A 15,534-nucleotide genomic window follows, 5' to 3' on the forward strand; every position below is an offset into this window, starting at 1 on the left:
CGCGGCACCCGGCGAGAGCCGGCTGCCGCAGGTCCGTGAGGAGGAAAGGCCTTGAAAGACTTGCTTAATCTGTTGAAAAACCAGGGTCAAATCGAAGAGTTCGATGCCATCAAGATTGCCCTGGCTTCGCCCGAGATGATCCGCTCGTGGTCGTTCGGTGAAGTGAAGAAGCCCGAGACCATCAACTACCGTACGTTCAAGCCCGAGCGTGACGGCCTGTTCTGCGCCAAGATCTTCGGCCCGGTGAAGGACTACGAGTGCCTGTGCGGCAAGTACAAGCGCCTCAAGCACCGCGGCGTGATCTGCGAGAAGTGCGGCGTGGAAGTCGCCCTGGCCAAGGTGCGCCGCGAGCGCATGGCACACATCGAGCTGGCCTCGCCGGTCGCCCACATCTGGTTCCTCAAGTCGCTGCCGTCGCGTATCGGCCTGCTGCTGGACATGACCCTGCGTGACATCGAGCGCGTGCTCTATTTCGAGAGCTACGTGGTGATCGATCCGGGCATGACCACCCTGGAAAAGGGCCAGCTGCTGAACGACGAGCAGTACTTCGAGGCGCTGGAAGAGTTCGGCGACGACTTCGACGCGCGCATGGGCGCCGAGGCGGTCCGCGAGCTGCTCAGCCAGATCGATCTGGAGCACGAGATCAACCGTCTGCGCGAAGAGATTCCGCAGACCAACTCGGAAACCAAGATTAAGAAGCTGTCCAAGCGGCTGAAGCTGATGGAAGCCTTCCACGGCTCGGGCAACCTGCCCGAGTGGATGGTGCTGACCGTGCTGCCAGTGCTGCCGCCGGACCTGCGTCCGCTGGTGCCGCTGGATGGTGGTCGCTTCGCGACTTCGGATCTCAACGATCTTTACCGCCGGGTGATCAACCGTAACAACCGTCTGAAGCGCCTGCTCGACCTGGCTGCTCCGGACATCATCGTGCGCAACGAAAAGCGCATGCTGCAGGAAGCGGTCGACGCGCTGCTGGACAACGGTCGTCGTGGCCGTGCCATCACCGGCTCGAACAAGCGTCCGCTCAAGTCCCTGGCCGACATGATCAAGGGCAAGCAGGGCCGCTTCCGTCAGAACCTGCTCGGCAAGCGCGTCGACTACTCCGGTCGTTCGGTGATCACCGTCGGCCCGACCCTGCGCCTGCACCAGTGCGGCCTGCCGAAGAAGATGGCGCTCGAGCTGTTCAAGCCGTTCATCTTCGGCAAGCTCGAAGCCAAGGGCATGGCCACCACCATCAAGGCGGCCAAGAAGATGGTCGAGCGCGAGCTGCCCGAGGTCTGGGACGTGCTCGCCGAGGTGATCCGCGAGCATCCCGTGCTGCTCAACCGCGCACCGACCCTGCACCGTCTGGGTATCCAGGCGTTCGAGCCGGTGCTGATCGAAGGCAAGGCTATCCAGTTGCATCCGCTGGTCTGTGCCGCGTACAACGCCGACTTCGACGGCGACCAAATGGCCGTGCACGTTCCGCTGACCCTCGAGGCCCAGCTGGAAGCGCGTGCGCTGATGATGTCGACCAACAACGTGCTGTCGCCGGCCAACGGCGAGCCGATCATCGTGCCGTCGCAGGACGTGGTACTGGGCCTGTACTACATGACTCGCGAGGCGGTGAACGCCAAGGGCGAGGGTCGCGTGTTCGCCGACCTGCAGGAAGTCGACCGCGTGTTCCGTGCCGGCGAGGCGTCGCTGCATGCGCGCATCAAGGTGCGCATCAACGAGACCGTCAACGAGCGTGACGGCAGCGTCAACCACAACACCCGCATCGTCGACACCACCGTCGGCCGTGCGCTGCTGTTCCAGGTTGTCCCGAAAGGCATGCCTTTCGAGGTGGTCAACCAGCCGATGAAGAAGAAGGCGATCTCCAAGCTGATCAACCAGGCCTACCGCACCGTCGGCCTGAAGGACACCGTCATCTTCGCCGACCAGCTGATGTACACCGGTTTCGCCTACTCGACGCTGTCTGGTGTCTCGATCGGCGTGAACGACTTCGTCATTCCCGAGGAGAAGGCGCGCATCATCGACGCCGCCACCGAGGAAGTGAAGGAGATCGAGAGCCAGTACGCCTCCGGCCTGGTGACCCAGGGCGAGAAGTACAACAAGGTGATCGACCTCTGGTCCAAGGCCAACGACGAAGTGTCCAAGGCGATGATGGCCAACCTCTCGAAGGAGAAGGTGATCGACCGCGAGGGCAAGGAGGTCGAGCAGGACTCCTTCAACTCGATGTACATGATGGCCGACTCCGGTGCGCGGGGTTCCGCTGCCCAGATCCGTCAGCTGGCCGGTATGCGTGGTCTGATGGCCAAGCCGGACGGCTCGATCATCGAGACGCCGATCACCGCGAACTTCCGCGAAGGCCTGAACGTACTGCAGTACTTCATTTCCACCCACGGTGCTCGTAAGGGTCTGGCGGATACCGCGCTGAAGACCGCGAACTCCGGTTACCTAACCCGTCGCCTGGTCGACGTGGCCCAGGACCTGGTGGTGACCGAGCACGACTGCGGCACCGAGCATGGCCTGCACATGACGCCGCACATCGAGGGTGGCGACGTGGTCGAGCCGCTCGGCGAGCGCGTGCTGGGTCGGGTGATCGCCCGTGACGTGCTCAAGCCGGGCACCGAGGAAGTGCTGGTTCCGGCCGGCACGCTGATTGACGAGCAGTGGGTCGACTTCATCGAGCTGAATAGCATCGACGAAGTGGTCGTGCGTTCGCCGATCAGCTGCGAAACCCGCTACGGCATCTGCTCGAAGTGCTATGGCCGCGATCTGGCCCGTGGTCACTTGGTGAACATCGGCGAAGCGGTCGGCGTCATCGCCGCGCAGTCGATCGGTGAGCCGGGTACCCAGCTGACCATGCGTACCTTCCACATCGGTGGTGCGGCGAGCCGGACCTCGGCGGTCGACAACGTGCTGGTGAAGAATGGCGGCGTCATCCGCCTGCACAACCTCAAGTACGTCGAGCGCGCCGACGGCGCCCTGATTGCGGTTTCCCGTTCCGGCGAGCTGGCGGTTGCCGACGACTTCGGCCGCGAGCGCGAGCGCTACAAGCTGCCGTACGGTGCCGTGATCTCGGTGAAGGAAGGCGACAAGGTCGAGGCGGGTGCGGTGGTGGCCAAGTGGGATCCGCACACCCACCCGATCGTTACCGAGATGAAAGGTCGCGTGACCTTCGTCGGCATGGAAGAGAACATCACCATCAAGCGCCAGACCGACGAACTCACCGGTCTGACCAACATCGAGGTGATGGATCCGAAGGATCGTCCGGCGGCCGGCAAGGACATCCGTCCGGCGGTCAAGTTGGTCGACGCCAACGGCAAGGACCTGCTGCTGCCGGGCACCGACGTGCCGGCCCAGTACTTCCTGCCGGCCAACGCGCTGGTCGGTGTGGCCGACGGTGCCGAGGTGGGCGTGGGCGACGTCATCGCACGTATCCCGCAGGAAACCTCCAAGACCCGCGACATCACCGGTGGTCTGCCGCGCGTCGCCGACCTGTTCGAGGCGCGTCGTCCGAAGGAGCCGTCGATCCTCGCGGAAATCAGCGGCACCATCTCGTTCGGCAAGGAGACCAAGGGCAAGCGCCGTCTGGTCATCACGCCGACCGATGGCAGCGATCCGTACGAGGAGCTGATTCCGAAGTGGCGTCACCTGAACGTCTTCGAAGGCGAGCAGGTAAACAAGGGCGAAGTGATTTCCGACGGTCCGAGCAACCCGCACGACATCCTGCGCCTGCTGGGCGTCAGCGCGCTGGCCCGCTACATCGTCAACGAGATCCAGGACGTCTATCGCCTGCAGGGTGTGAAGATCAACGACAAGCACATCGAGACCATCCTGCGGCAGATGCTGCGCAAGGTCGAGATCAACGAGTCGGGCGATTCGAGCTTCATCAAGGGCGACCAGATGGAGCTGACCCAGGTCCTGGAGGAGAACGAGCGGCTGGTGGTCGAGGACCGCTTCCCGGCGAAGTTCGTGCGCGTGCTGCTGGGTATCACCAAGGCCTCGCTGTCGACCGAGTCCTTCATCTCGGCGGCTTCCTTCCAGGAGACCACCCGCGTGCTTACCGAAGCGGCGGTCACCGGCAAGCGTGACTACCTGCGCGGCCTGAAGGAAAACGTCGTCGTCGGTCGCCTGATTCCGGCCGGTACCGGTCTGGCCTATCACAGCGAGCGCAAGCGCAAGCGTGATGCGGAGAAGCCGGTGCGTGTGAGTGCCGACGAAGTGGAAGCGGCGCTGACCGAAGCGCTGAATTCCAGCGGCAGCTGAGTCTCGAGCGGGCCCTGGCGCTGCCGGGGCCTGCCTTGACGGGGTATGAGAAGCTCTTTAGACTCTCGTTCCCTTAATTTGGCGGGGCTTTTCGCCCTGCCATTTTTCGTTTGTGTCGAAAGACAACAGTGGAGCTATAGATGGCAACTATCAACCAGCTGGTGCGTCAGCCGCGCAAGCGCGTCGTCGACAAGAGCGACGTTCCTGCGCTGCAGAACTGCCCGCAGCGTCGTGGCGTGTGCACCCGCGTGTACACCACCACGCCGAAGAAACCGAACTCCGCACTGCGTAAGGTGTGCCGTGTTCGCCTGACCAATGGCTACGAAGTCGCCTCCTACATCGGTGGTGAAGGCCATAACCTGCAAGAGCACAGCGTCGTGCTGATTCGCGGTGGTCGTGTGAAGGACTTGCCGGGTGTGCGTTATCACACCGTGCGCGGCTCGCTGGATACCTCCGGCGTCAAGGACCGCAAGCAGGGCCGTTCCAAGTACGGCGCCAAGCGTCCGAAGTAAGCAGTATTTCTATTTATTTGAGTCGATAAGAGTAAGGTCGGGCATCTGTCCCGAGCTAACCTGAAGACCGTTTGAGGGCTTATCAATGCCAAGACGTCGTGTAGCAGCCAAGCGCGAGATTCTGGACGATCCGAAGTACGGGAGCCAGATCCTCGCCAAGTTCATGAACCACGTGATGGAAAGCGGCAAGAAGGCCGTTGCCGAGCGTATCGTTTACGGTGCGCTGGACAAGGTCAAGGAACGCAAGAACAGCGATCCCCTGGAAGTCTTCGAAAAAGCACTCGATGCCATCGCTCCGCTGGTCGAAGTCAAGTCCCGCCGTGTAGGCGGTGCAACCTACCAGGTTCCGGTCGAAGTTCGCCCGTCCCGCCGCAACGCGTTGGCCATGCGCTGGCTGGTAGATGCCGCGCGCAAGCGTGGCGAGAAGTCCATGGCTCTGCGTCTCGCCGGCGAACTGCTGGATGCCTTTGAAGGCAAAGGCGCTGCCGTGAAGAAGCGTGAAGACGTGCACCGCATGGCCGAGGCCAACAAGGCGTTCTCGCACTACCGCTTCTAATTCAAGCGCAATTTCTACGAGGACCTTATTTTGGCTCGTACTACCCCGATCAACCGCTACCGTAACATCGGTATCTGTGCCCACGTCGACGCGGGCAAGACCACCACGACGGAGCGGGTTCTTTTCTACACCGGCATCAACCACAAGCTGGGTGAGGTGCACGACGGTGCGGCGACCACCGACTGGATGGTGCAAGAGCAGGAGCGTGGTATCACCATCACCTCCGCAGCGGTTACCACCTTCTGGCAGGGCTCGCGCGCGCAGTTCCCGGACAAATATCGCATCAACGTGATCGATACCCCCGGCCACGTGGACTTCACCATCGAAGTGGAGCGTTCGCTGCGCGTGCTCGACGGTGCTGTCGTGGTGTTCTGCGGTACTTCCGGTGTCGAGCCGCAGTCCGAGACCGTTTGGCGTCAGGCCAACAAGTACGGCGTGCCGCGTATCGTCTACGTCAACAAGATGGACCGCCAGGGTGCCAACTTCCTGCGCGTCGTCGAGCAGATCAAGAAGCGTCTGGGCCACACCCCGGTCCCGGTCCAGCTCGCCATCGGCGCCGAGGAAAACTTCGAAGGCCAGATCGACCTGCTCAAGATGAAGGCGATCTACTGGAATGACGAAGACAAGGGCATGACCTACCGCGAGGAAGAGATTCCTGCGGAGCTGGCCGAGCTGGCTGCCGAGTACCGTTCGAACATGGTCGAATCGGCTGCCGAGGCCAATGAAGAGCTGATGAACAAGTACCTGGAAGAAGGTGACTTGTCGAACGAGGAAATCAAGGCCGGCCTGCGTCAGCGCACCCTGGCTTGCGAGATCGTTCCGGCTGTCTGTGGTTCGTCGTTCAAGAACAAGGGCGTGCCGCTGGTTCTCGACGCCGTGATCGACTACCTGCCGGCCCCGGACGAGGTTCCGGCGATCAAGGGTGTGAACCCGGACAACGACGAGATCGTCGACGAGCGTCATTCCTCGGACGACGAGCCGTTCGCCGCGCTGGCGTTCAAGATCGCGACCGACCCGTTCGTCGGCACCCTGACCTTCGTTCGCGTGTATTCCGGCGTGCTGGCATCCGGTGACTCGGTGATCAACTCGGTCAAGGGCAAGAAGGAGCGCGTTGGCCGGATGGTGCAGATGCACGCCAACCAGCGTGAAGAGATCAAGGAATGCCGCGCTGGTGACATCGCTGCGCTGATCGGCATGAAGGACGTCACCACCGGTGACACCCTTTGCGATTCCGACAAGCAGATCGTCCTCGAGCGCATGGACTTCCCGGAGCCGGTGATTCACGTCGCCGTCGAGCCGAAGACCAAGGCTGACCAGGAGAAGATGGGTATCGCGCTGGGCAAGCTGGCCCAGGAAGACCCGTCGTTCCGCGTCAAGACTGACGAAGAGTCCGGCCAGACCATCATCGGTGGTATGGGTGAGCTGCACCTGGACATCATCGTCGACCGCATGAAGCGCGAGTTCGGCGTCGAGGCCAACATCGGCAAGCCGCAGGTCGCCTACCGCGAAATGATCCGCAACAAGTGCGAGATCGAAGGCAAGTTCGTTCGCCAGTCCGGCGGTCGTGGCCAGTTCGGTCACTGCTGGATCCGCTTCGAGCCCTCCGACGAAGGTCAGGAAGGTCTGGAGTTCAAGAACGAGGTTGTCGGTGGTGTGGTTCCGAAGGAATACATCCCGGCGATCCAGAAGGGCATCGAGGAGCAGATGAAGAACGGCGTGCTCGCCGGCTACCCGCTGCTCGGCCTGAAGGCGACCGTGTTCGATGGTTCTTACCACGACGTGGACTCCAACGAGATGGCGTTCAAGATCGCGGCCTCGATGGCAACCAAGCAGCTGTCCCAGAAGGGCGGTGCGGTGCTGCTCGAGCCGATCATGAAGGTCGAGGTGGTTACTCCCGAGGACTACATGGGCGACGTGATGGGTGACTTGAACCGTCGTCGCGGCCTGATCCAGGGCATGGAAGACACCGTTTCCGGCAAGGTCATCCGTGCCGAGGTGCCGCTGGGCGAGATGTTCGGTTACGCTACCGACGTTCGCTCCATGTCGCAGGGGCGTGCCAGCTACTCCATGGAGTTCGCGAAGTACGCGGAAGCGCCAGCCAACATCGCCGACGCTATCATCAAAAAACAAGGTTGATTCAGCCCTTTAAGTAAGAGGTTTACTGTCGTGGCTAAGGAAAAATTCGAACGTAACAAACCGCACGTCAACGTCGGCACCATCGGTCACGTTGACCATGGCAAGACCACTCTGACTGCTGCGCTGACCCGCGTGTGCTCGGAAGTGTTCGGTTCGGCTCGCGTCGACTTCGACAAGATCGACAGCGCTCCGGAAGAAAAGGCGCGCGGTATCACCATCAACACCGCCCACGTGGAATACGACTCCAACATTCGTCACTACGCGCACGTTGACTGCCCCGGTCACGCCGACTACGTAAAGAACATGATCACCGGTGCTGCCCAGATGGACGGCGCGATCCTGGTCTGCTCGGCTGCCGACGGCCCCATGCCGCAGACTCGCGAGCACATCCTGCTGTCCCGCCAGGTAGGCGTTCCGTACATCGTCGTGTTCCTGAACAAGGCCGACATGGTCGATGATGCCGAGCTGCTGGAACTGGTCGAGATGGAAGTTCGCGACCTGCTGAGCACCTACGACTTCCCGGGCGACGACACGCCGATCATCGTCGGTTCTGCGCTGATGGCGCTGAACGGCGAAGACGAGAACGGCCTGGGTACCTCGGCAGTGAAGAAGCTGGTCGAGACCCTGGATACCTACATCCCCGAGCCGGTTCGTGCCATCGACAAGCCGTTCCTGATGCCGATCGAAGACGTGTTCTCGATCTCCGGTCGCGGTACCGTGGTCACCGGTCGTGTGGAGCGTGGCATCGTCAAGGTGCAGGAAGAGATCGAGATCGTCGGTCTGCGTCCGACCACCAAGACCACCTGCACCGGCGTGGAAATGTTCCGCAAGCTGCTCGACGAAGGTCGTGCCGGCGAGAACTGCGGCGTGCTGCTGCGCGGTACCAAGCGTGATGAAGTCGAGCGTGGCCAGGTTCTGGCCAAGCCGGGCACCATCAAGCCGCACACCAAGTTCGAAGCCGAAGTGTACGTGCTGTCCAAGGAAGAAGGTGGTCGTCACACCCCGTTCTTCAAGGGCTACCGTCCGCAGTTCTACTTCCGTACCACTGACGTGACCGGCTCGTGCGAACTGCCGGAAGGCGTCGAGATGGTGATGCCGGGCGACAACATCAAGATGGTTGTCACCCTGATCAAGCCGATCGCCATGGAAGACGGCCTGCGCTTCGCGATCCGCGAAGGTGGCCGTACCGTCGGCGCCGGCGTGGTCGCCAAGATCATCGAGTGATTGCGGTGATCTGAAAAAGGCCCCTTCGGGGGCCTTTTTCTATTGCTGGTCATTTATTGACACCCCCTGGACGCATCCGTACAATTGCGCCTCCTTTTATCGGGCGTTTTTCGCCTGGTAGGGATGGCTACTTGGAGTCTGAGGTCAAAATGCAAAACCAACAAATCCGTATTCGGTTGAAGGCTTTTGACCATCGCCTGATCGATCAATCAACCCAGGAAATCGTGGAAACCGCGAAACGTACTGGTGCTCAGGTGCGTGGTCCGATTCCGCTGCCAACCCGCAAAGAGCGGTTCACTGTGCTGATCTCCCCGCACGTCAACAAGGACGCGCGTGACCAGTACGAAATCCGGACCCACAAGCGTGTGCTGGACATCGTTCAGCCGACCGATAAAACGGTCGATGCGCTGATGAAGCTCGATCTTGCGGCTGGTGTGGAAGTGCAGATCAGCCTCGGCTAATAACCTGCCGGTTGTTAGTCGTGTAACGCTCTGAAATGGGCGGCCATAGCGGGTGAAAGCCCCGTACACTCAAGAGGTTTCAAAATGACTATTGGTGTAGTCGGTCGTAAGTGCGGCATGACCCGCATTTTCACCGAGGATGGTGTCTCTATTCCGGTTACGGTCATCGAGATCGAGCCGAATCGCGTCACTCAGTTCAAAAATGAAGAGAGCGATGGCTATCGTGCAGTGCAGGTCACTGTCGGTGAGCGTCGTGCGTCCCGCGTGACCAAGGCTCAGGCCGGCCATTTCGCCAAGGCGAATGTCGCTGCAGGCCGTGCTGTTCTGGAGTTCCGCCTGGAAGACGGCGAATACCAGGCTGGTGACGAGATCAAGGCGGAAATTTTCCAGGCGGGTCAGCTGGTGGACGTCACCGGTCAATCCAAGGGTAAGGGCTTTGCCGGTACCATCAAGCGCTGGAATTTCCGTGGTCAGGACAATACCCACGGTAACTCCGTATCCCACCGCGTCCCGGGTTCCATCGGCCAGTGCCAGACTCCTGGTCGTGTATTCAAGGGCAAGAAGATGTCCGGGCACATGGGCGCCGAGCGCGTCACCGTGCAGTCCCTGGAAATCGTGCGTGTCGATGCCGAACGCAACCTGCTGTTGGTCAAGGGCGCAGTCCCTGGTGCCACTGGCGGCGACGTAATCGTGCGTCCGGCCGTCAAGGCTCGCGGGTAAGGGGGAGTTCACATGCAATTGAATGTTAATGGCGCTCAGGCCATCGAAGTCTCCGATCGCGCGTTCGGTGGGGAATTCAACGAGACCCTCGTGCACCAGGCCGTAGTGGCCTACATGGCTGGCGGTCGCCAGGGCAGCAAGCAGCAGAAGAGCCGTTCCGACGTCTCCGGCGGTGGCAAGCGTCCGTGGCGCCAGAAGGGCACCGGTCGTGCCCGTGCCGGTACCACCCGTGGTCCGATCTGGCGTGGCGGTGGCGTCACCTTCGCTGCGCGTCCGCAGAACCATGACCAAAAGCTCAACAAGAAGATGTATCGCGCAGCCCTGCGCTCCATTCTTGCCGAGCTGGTCCGTTCCGAGCGTCTGGTCGTTGTCGAGGATTTCGCCGTTGATTCGCCGAAAACCAAGCAGCTGGCCGGTAAGCTGAACGGCATGGGTCTGAACGACGTGCTGATCGTTTCCGATGCCGTCGACCAGAACCTGTACCTGGCTGCCCGCAACCTGCCGCATGTCGATGTTCGCGACGTGCAGGGTTCGGATCCGGTCAGTCTCATTGCCTACGACAAGGTGCTCATCACCGTGTCGGCCGTGAAGAAATTCGAGGAGCTGCTGGGATGAACCAGGAACGCGTATTCAAAGTCCTGCTTGGTCCGCACGTCTCCGAGAAGGCAACCGTGCTGGCCGATGGCAAGAGCCAATTCGTTTTCAAGGTTGCGACTGACGCAACCAAGCTGGAAATCAAGAAGGCCGTTGAAAGCCTGTTCAACGTGAAGGTGGCTGCAGTCAACACCCTGAATGTCCAGGGCAAGACCAAGCGCACCGCTCGCGGTCTGGGCAAGCGCAACGACTGGAAGAAGGCCTACATCGCTCTTCAGCCAGGCCAGGATCTCGATTTCGCCAGCAGTGCTGAGTAAGGAAGGGGTGCATCATGGCAATCGTTAAATGCAAGCCGACTTCCGCTGGCCGCCGTTTTGTGGTCAAGGTGGTCAACCAGGAGCTGCACAAGGGCGCTCCCTACGCACCGCTGCTCGAGAAGAAGTCGAAGTCCGGTGGCCGTAACAACAACGGTCGCATCACCACTCGCCATGTTGGCGGTGGCCACAAGCAGCACTATCGCCTGGTCGATTTTCGTCGCAACAAGGATGGCATCCCTGCCATCGTCGAGCGCGTCGAATACGATCCGAACCGTACTGCCCACATCGCGCTGCTGAAGTACGCCGATGGCGAGCGTCGTTACATCATCGCGCCGAAGGGCGTGTCTGCCGGTGACCAGCTGGTGTCCGGTGTGCATGCGCCGATCAAGGCCGGTAACAGCCTGCCGCTGCGCAACATCCCGGTCGGTTCGACCGTGCATGGCATCGAACTGAAGCCGGGCAAGGGTGCGCAGATCGCTCGTTCCGCTGGTGCCTCGGCTCAGCTGGTTGCGCGTGAGGGTGCCTATGTGACTCTGCGTCTGCGCTCCGGCGAAATGCGCAAAGTCCTGGCCGAGTGCCGCGCCACCCTGGGCGAAGTCTCGAACTCCGAGCACAGCCTGCGCTCGCTGGGTAAGGCTGGTGCCAAGCGCTGGCGTGGCGTTCGTCCGACCGTTCGTGGTGTTGCCATGAACCCGGTCGATCACCCGCACGGTGGTGGTGAAGGTCGTACCTCCGGTGGTCGTCATCCGGTGTCGCCATGGGGCTTCCCGACCAAGGGCGCGAAGACTCGCTCCAACAAGCGCACCGATAACATGATCGTCCGTCGTCGCAAGTAACTAGAGGGATACGACAGTGCCGCGTTCTCTGAAAAAAGGTCCTTTTATCGATCTTCACCTGTTGAAGAAGGTCGAGGCGGCGGTGGAAAAGAACGAGCGCAAGCCGGTGAAAACCTGGTCGCGCCGTTCGATGATCCTGCCGCAGATGGTCGGTCTGACCATCGCTGTACACAACGGTCGTCAGCATGTCCCGGTCCTCGTGAGCGAAGACATGGTCGGCCACAAGCTCGGCGAGTTCGCTGCCACCCGCACCTATCGCGGGCATGTAGCGGACAAGAAAGGCAAGCGCTAAGGGGTATTGAAGATGGAAGTTGCCGCTAAGTTGTCGGGCGCTCGCATCTCCGCCCAGAAAGCCCGCCTGGTCGCCGACCAGATCCGCGGGAAGAAGGTGGGCGAAGCGCTCAACCTGCTGGCTTTCAGCAGTAAGAAAGCCGCGGAAATCATGAAGAAGGTGCTGGAGTCGGCCGTGGCCAACGCCGAGCACAACGAAGGCGCCGATGTGGACGACCTGAAGGTCTCCACCGTCTTCGTCAACGAAGGGCGTTCGCTTAAGCGCATCATGCCGCGCGCCAAGGGCCGCGCTGATCGCATCGTCAAGCGGTCTTGCCATATCACTGTCAAGGTTGCGGACAAGTAACGGAGTCGATCAGATGGGTCAGAAAGTACATCCCAATGGCATTCGCCTGGGAATCGTCAAGGAGCATACCTCCGTCTGGTACGCAGACGGTCGGACCTACGCCGATTATCTGCTTGCAGATCTGAACGTGCGTGAGTACCTCCAAGACAAACTAAAAAGCGCGTCCGTAAGCCGTATCGATATTCATCGTCCGGCTCAAACCGCACGCATCACCATCCACACCGCTCGTCCCGGCATTGTGATCGGCAAGAAAGGTGAGGATGTCGAGAAGCTGCGCCAGGACCTGACCAAGCAAATGGGTGTGCCGGTGCACATCAACATCGAGGAAATCCGCAAGCCGGAACTCGATGCCATGCTGGTTGCACAGAGCGTTGCTCAGCAGCTGGAGCGTCGTGTGATGTTCCGTCGCGCCATGAAGCGTGCGGTCCAGAACGCCATCCGCATTGGTGCCAAGGGCATCAAGATCCAGGTCAGCGGTCGTCTCGGCGGTGCCGAGATCGCTCGTACCGAATGGTATCGCGAAGGTCGTGTGCCGCTGCACACCCTGCGTGCGGATATCGACTATGCCACCTACGAAGCGCACACCACCTACGGTGTGATCGGTGTCAAGGTATGGATCTTCAAGGGTGAGGTCATCGGTGGCCGCCATGAAGAGCTCAAGCCGCAGGCGCCCGCTCCTCGTAAAAAAGCTGCCAAGTAAGGAGTACGCCAAATGTTGCAACCCAAGCGTACAAAATTCCGCAAGCAGATGACCGGCCACAACCGTGGTCTGGCTCAGCGCGGTAGCAAAGTAAGCTTCGGCGAGTTCGCCCTGAAGTCCGTTTCCCGTGGTCGTCTGACCGCGCGTCAGATCGAGGCTGCACGTCGTGCGCTGACCCGTCACGTGAAGCGTGGCGGCAAGATCTGGATCCGCGTGTTCCCCGACAAGCCCGTGACCAAGAAGCCCCTCGAAGTTCGTATGGGTAAAGGTAAGGGGGGCGTGGAGTACTGGGTAGCCCAGATTCAGCCGGGCAAGGTGCTTTACGAGATCGAGGGTGTTTCCGAAGAGCTGGCGCGTGAGGCTTTCGCCCTGGCTGCTGCAAAGCTGCCGCTCGCCACCTCCTTTGTTAAGCGGACGGTGATGTGATGAAAGCGAATGAACTTCGTGAAAAATCCGCTCAGCAGCTGAACGAGCAATTGCTCGAGCTGCTGCGCGACCAGTTCAATCTGCGCATGCAGAAGGCGACTGGTCAGTTGGGGCAGTCTCACCTGCTCTCGCAAGTCAAGCGCGATATCGCTCGTGTCAAGACTGTGCTCAACCAGCAGGCAGGTAAGTGATCATGGCTGAAGCTCAGAAAACCGTCCGCACGCTGACCGGTCGTGTCGTCAGCGACAAAATGGACAAGACCATCACCGTACTGATCGAGCGTCGCGTCAAGCACCCGATCTACGGCAAATACGTTAAGCGTTCGACCAAGCTGCACGCTCACGACGAAACCAACCAGTGCCGCATCGGCGACAAGGTCACCATCCGCGAGACTCGCCCGATGGCCAAGACCAAGTCCTGGACCCTGGTTGACGTCGTCGAACGCGCCGTCGAAGTCTAAGGGCTAGGGGTCGGAGAAAGTATATGATTCAGACTCAATCCATGCTCGATGTGGCTGACAACAGCGGTGCCCGCCGTGTCATGTGCATCAAGGTGCTCGGCGGTTCGCATCGTCGCTATGCCGGCATCGGCGACATCATCAAGGTCACCGTGAAGGAAGCGATTCCGCGCGGCAAGGTCAAGAAGGGCCAGGTGATGACCGCGGTCGTCGTGCGTACCCGTCACGGTGTGCGTCGCCCCGACGGCTCGATCGTCCGTTTCGACGGCAACGCTGCGGTCCTGCTGAACAACAAGCAGGAGCCGATCGGCACCCGTATCTTTGGGCCGGTGACTCGTGAGCTTCGTTCCGAGAAGTTCATGAAGATCGTCTCGCTTGCCCCTGAAGTGCTGTAAAGGAGTAGCCGCATGCAAAAGATTCGTCGCAACGACGAGATCATCGTCATCGCCGGCAAAGACAAGGGCAAGCGCGGTAAGGTGCTCAAGGTTCTCGCTGACGACCGTCTGGTCGTTGGTGGGATCAACCTGGTCAAGCGCCACACCAAGCCAAACCCGATGGCCGGCATCCAGGGCGGTATCGTCGAGAAAGAGGCGCCGCTGCACGCCTCCAACGTTGCCATTTTCAACGGTGAAACCAACAAGGCTGATCGCGTGGGTTTCAAGGTTGAAGACGGCAAGAAAATTCGTGTCTTCAAGTCGACCCAAAAGCCGGTTGATGCTTGAGACTGCTAGGTAGATAACCATGGCACGACTGAAAGAAGTTTATCGGAACGAAATCGCGCCGAAGCTGAAGGAAGAGCTGAAGCTTGCGAACGTGATGGAAGTTCCGCGTATCACCAAGATCACCCTGAACATGGGTCTTGGCGAAGCGATTGGTGACAAGAAGATCATCGAGAACGCGGTTGCCGACCTGGAAAAGATCACGGGTCAAAAGTGCGTCGTCACTCACGCGCGCAAGTCCATCGCTGGTTTCAAGGTCCGTGAGGGCTGGCCGATCGGTGTGAAGGTGACTCTGCGTCGCGAGCGGATGTACGAGTTCCTGGATCGTCTGCTGTCGATCTCGCTGCCGCGCGTGCGCGACTTCCGTGGCCTGAATGCCAAGTCCTTCGATGGTCGCGGCAACTACAGCATGGGCGTGAAAGAGCAGATCATCTTCCCGGAAATCGATTACGACAAGATCGATGCGCTGCGTGGTCTGGACATCACCCTGACCACCACCGCCCGTACGGACGAGGAAGGTCGTGCGCTGCTGCGCGCGTTCAACTTCCCGTTCCGCAACTGATCGGAGTAGGACATGGCTAAAGAAAGCATGAAGAACCGCGAGCTGAAGCGTCAGCGTCTGGTCGCGAAGTTCGCTCAGAAGCGCGCTGCTCTGAAGGCGGTGATCGTGAATCCGAACGCCTCGCCGGAAGAGCGCTGGAACGCCCAGATCGCGCTGCAAAAGCAGCCGCGTGATGCCAGCGCATCCCGCCTGCGCAATCGCTGCCGCCTGACCGGTCGTCCGCACGGCGTGTACCGCAAGTTCGGCCTGTCGCGCAACATGCTGCGCCAGGCCGCCATGCGCGGTGACGTGCCGGGTCTGGTCAAGGCCAGCTGGTAAGGGGCACGCGGGCCGGAGTCCTCCGGTTCGTCGCCTTGAACGAATCAAGCCCCGCATGGGGCTTGATTCGTTTCTGAACGGTCTCTAGAATGTTCGGCTCGCTTGAGC

20 protein-coding genes are annotated in these 15,534 nt (G+C 60.7%); all 20 read left to right on the top strand.

All coding sequences use genetic code 11. The annotated features are described in order from the left end of the window. The first annotated feature begins 51 nt into the window (after positions 1 to 51). The 20 genes from rpoC to rpsN all read left to right on the top strand — a co-directional run bounded on the left by rpoC (position 52) and on the right by rpsN (position 15,426). Positions 52 to 4,251 carry a DNA-directed RNA polymerase subunit beta' gene (gene rpoC / locus L3N39_RS17485; RefSeq protein ID WP_237258701.1) on the top strand — a complete coding sequence of 1,400 codons (4,200 nt, stop codon included), beginning with the start codon at positions 52 to 54 and terminating at the stop codon, positions 4,249 to 4,251. A 140-nt stretch (positions 4,252 to 4,391) separates the two neighbouring features. Next, positions 4,392 to 4,763 (top strand): 30S ribosomal protein S12, encoded by a 372-nt coding sequence (gene rpsL, locus L3N39_RS17490; RefSeq protein WP_237258702.1) that lies wholly within the window; start codon positions 4,392 to 4,394, stop codon positions 4,761 to 4,763. 85 nt (positions 4,764 to 4,848) lie between these two features. After that, entirely contained in the window at positions 4,849 to 5,319 is a 471-nt protein-coding gene (gene rpsG / locus L3N39_RS17495) for a 30S ribosomal protein S7 (RefSeq protein WP_237258703.1), read from the top strand. A gap of 30 nt (positions 5,320 to 5,349) precedes the next feature. Next, positions 5,350 to 7,455, top strand: coding sequence for an elongation factor G (gene fusA, locus L3N39_RS17500; protein WP_237258704.1), 2,106 nt, complete (start codon positions 5,350 to 5,352; stop codon positions 7,453 to 7,455). A gap of 30 nt (positions 7,456 to 7,485) precedes the next feature. Then, a complete protein-coding gene (gene tuf, locus L3N39_RS17505; protein WP_237258693.1) occupies positions 7,486 to 8,679 on the top strand; it encodes an elongation factor Tu in 1,194 nt (397 codons plus the stop codon). A gap of 149 nt (positions 8,680 to 8,828) precedes the next feature. Next, positions 8,829 to 9,140 (top strand): 30S ribosomal protein S10, encoded by a 312-nt coding sequence (gene rpsJ / locus L3N39_RS17510; RefSeq protein ID WP_003103876.1) that lies wholly within the window; start codon positions 8,829 to 8,831, stop codon positions 9,138 to 9,140. Between the two features lie 84 nt (positions 9,141 to 9,224). After that, positions 9,225 to 9,860: a 50S ribosomal protein L3 gene (rplC, locus tag L3N39_RS17515; protein WP_237258705.1), complete on the top strand. Its 636-nt coding sequence runs from the start codon at positions 9,225 to 9,227 to the stop codon at positions 9,858 to 9,860. 12 nt (positions 9,861 to 9,872) lie between these two features. Beyond that, positions 9,873 to 10,475, top strand: a complete 603-nt coding sequence (gene rplD / locus L3N39_RS17520; protein WP_237258707.1) for a 50S ribosomal protein L4 — start codon at positions 9,873 to 9,875, stop codon at positions 10,473 to 10,475. Further along, on the top strand, positions 10,472 to 10,771 hold the full coding sequence (gene rplW / locus L3N39_RS17525; RefSeq protein WP_237258708.1) for a 50S ribosomal protein L23: 300 nt from the start codon (positions 10,472 to 10,474) through the stop codon (positions 10,769 to 10,771). Before rplD ends, rplW begins: the two co-directional genes overlap by 4 nt. A 14-nt stretch (positions 10,772 to 10,785) precedes the next feature. Further along, entirely contained in the window at positions 10,786 to 11,607 is an 822-nt protein-coding gene (rplB, locus tag L3N39_RS17530; RefSeq protein ID WP_237258709.1) for a 50S ribosomal protein L2, read from the top strand. Between the two features lie 16 nt (positions 11,608 to 11,623). Next, positions 11,624 to 11,899 carry a 30S ribosomal protein S19 gene (rpsS, locus tag L3N39_RS17535; protein WP_237258710.1) on the top strand — a complete coding sequence of 92 codons (276 nt, stop codon included), beginning with the start codon at positions 11,624 to 11,626 and terminating at the stop codon, positions 11,897 to 11,899. 12 nt (positions 11,900 to 11,911) lie between these two features. After that, positions 11,912 to 12,244, top strand: a complete 333-nt coding sequence (rplV, locus tag L3N39_RS17540; protein WP_003103908.1) for a 50S ribosomal protein L22 — start codon at positions 11,912 to 11,914, stop codon at positions 12,242 to 12,244. A gap of 13 nt (positions 12,245 to 12,257) precedes the next feature. Continuing rightward, positions 12,258 to 12,944 carry a 30S ribosomal protein S3 gene (rpsC, locus tag L3N39_RS17545; protein WP_237258711.1) on the top strand — a complete coding sequence of 229 codons (687 nt, stop codon included), beginning with the start codon at positions 12,258 to 12,260 and terminating at the stop codon, positions 12,942 to 12,944. A gap of 12 nt (positions 12,945 to 12,956) precedes the next feature. Next, complete coding sequence (gene rplP / locus L3N39_RS17550; RefSeq protein WP_041110237.1) at positions 12,957 to 13,370, top strand: 50S ribosomal protein L16; 414 nt, start codon at positions 12,957 to 12,959, stop codon at positions 13,368 to 13,370. Next, complete coding sequence (gene rpmC / locus L3N39_RS17555; RefSeq protein WP_003289209.1) at positions 13,370 to 13,561, top strand: 50S ribosomal protein L29; 192 nt, start codon at positions 13,370 to 13,372, stop codon at positions 13,559 to 13,561. The genes rplP and rpmC overlap by 1 nt, the downstream gene beginning before the upstream one ends. A gap of 2 nt (positions 13,562 to 13,563) precedes the next feature. Further along, complete coding sequence (gene rpsQ / locus L3N39_RS17560; RefSeq protein ID WP_237258712.1) at positions 13,564 to 13,830, top strand: 30S ribosomal protein S17; 267 nt, start codon at positions 13,564 to 13,566, stop codon at positions 13,828 to 13,830. A 23-nt stretch (positions 13,831 to 13,853) separates the two neighbouring features. Beyond that, on the top strand, positions 13,854 to 14,222 hold the full coding sequence (gene rplN, locus L3N39_RS17565; protein ID WP_237258713.1) for a 50S ribosomal protein L14: 369 nt from the start codon (positions 13,854 to 13,856) through the stop codon (positions 14,220 to 14,222). A 12-nt stretch (positions 14,223 to 14,234) separates the two neighbouring features. Beyond that, on the top strand, positions 14,235 to 14,549 hold the full coding sequence (gene rplX, locus L3N39_RS17570) for a 50S ribosomal protein L24 (protein ID WP_237258714.1): 315 nt from the start codon (positions 14,235 to 14,237) through the stop codon (positions 14,547 to 14,549). 19 nt (positions 14,550 to 14,568) lie between these two features. After that, positions 14,569 to 15,108, top strand: a complete 540-nt coding sequence (gene rplE / locus L3N39_RS17575) for a 50S ribosomal protein L5 (protein ID WP_237258715.1) — start codon at positions 14,569 to 14,571, stop codon at positions 15,106 to 15,108. Positions 15,109 to 15,120: 12 nt separating this feature from the next. Next, positions 15,121 to 15,426 carry a 30S ribosomal protein S14 gene (gene rpsN, locus L3N39_RS17580; RefSeq protein ID WP_237258716.1) on the top strand — a complete coding sequence of 102 codons (306 nt, stop codon included), beginning with the start codon at positions 15,121 to 15,123 and terminating at the stop codon, positions 15,424 to 15,426. Positions 15,427 to 15,534 lie beyond the last annotated feature (108 nt).

It is taken from the genome of Pseudomonas oligotrophica (assembly GCF_021726475.1).
Classification (GTDB): domain Bacteria; phylum Pseudomonadota; class Gammaproteobacteria; order Pseudomonadales; family Pseudomonadaceae; genus Stutzerimonas; species Stutzerimonas oligotrophica.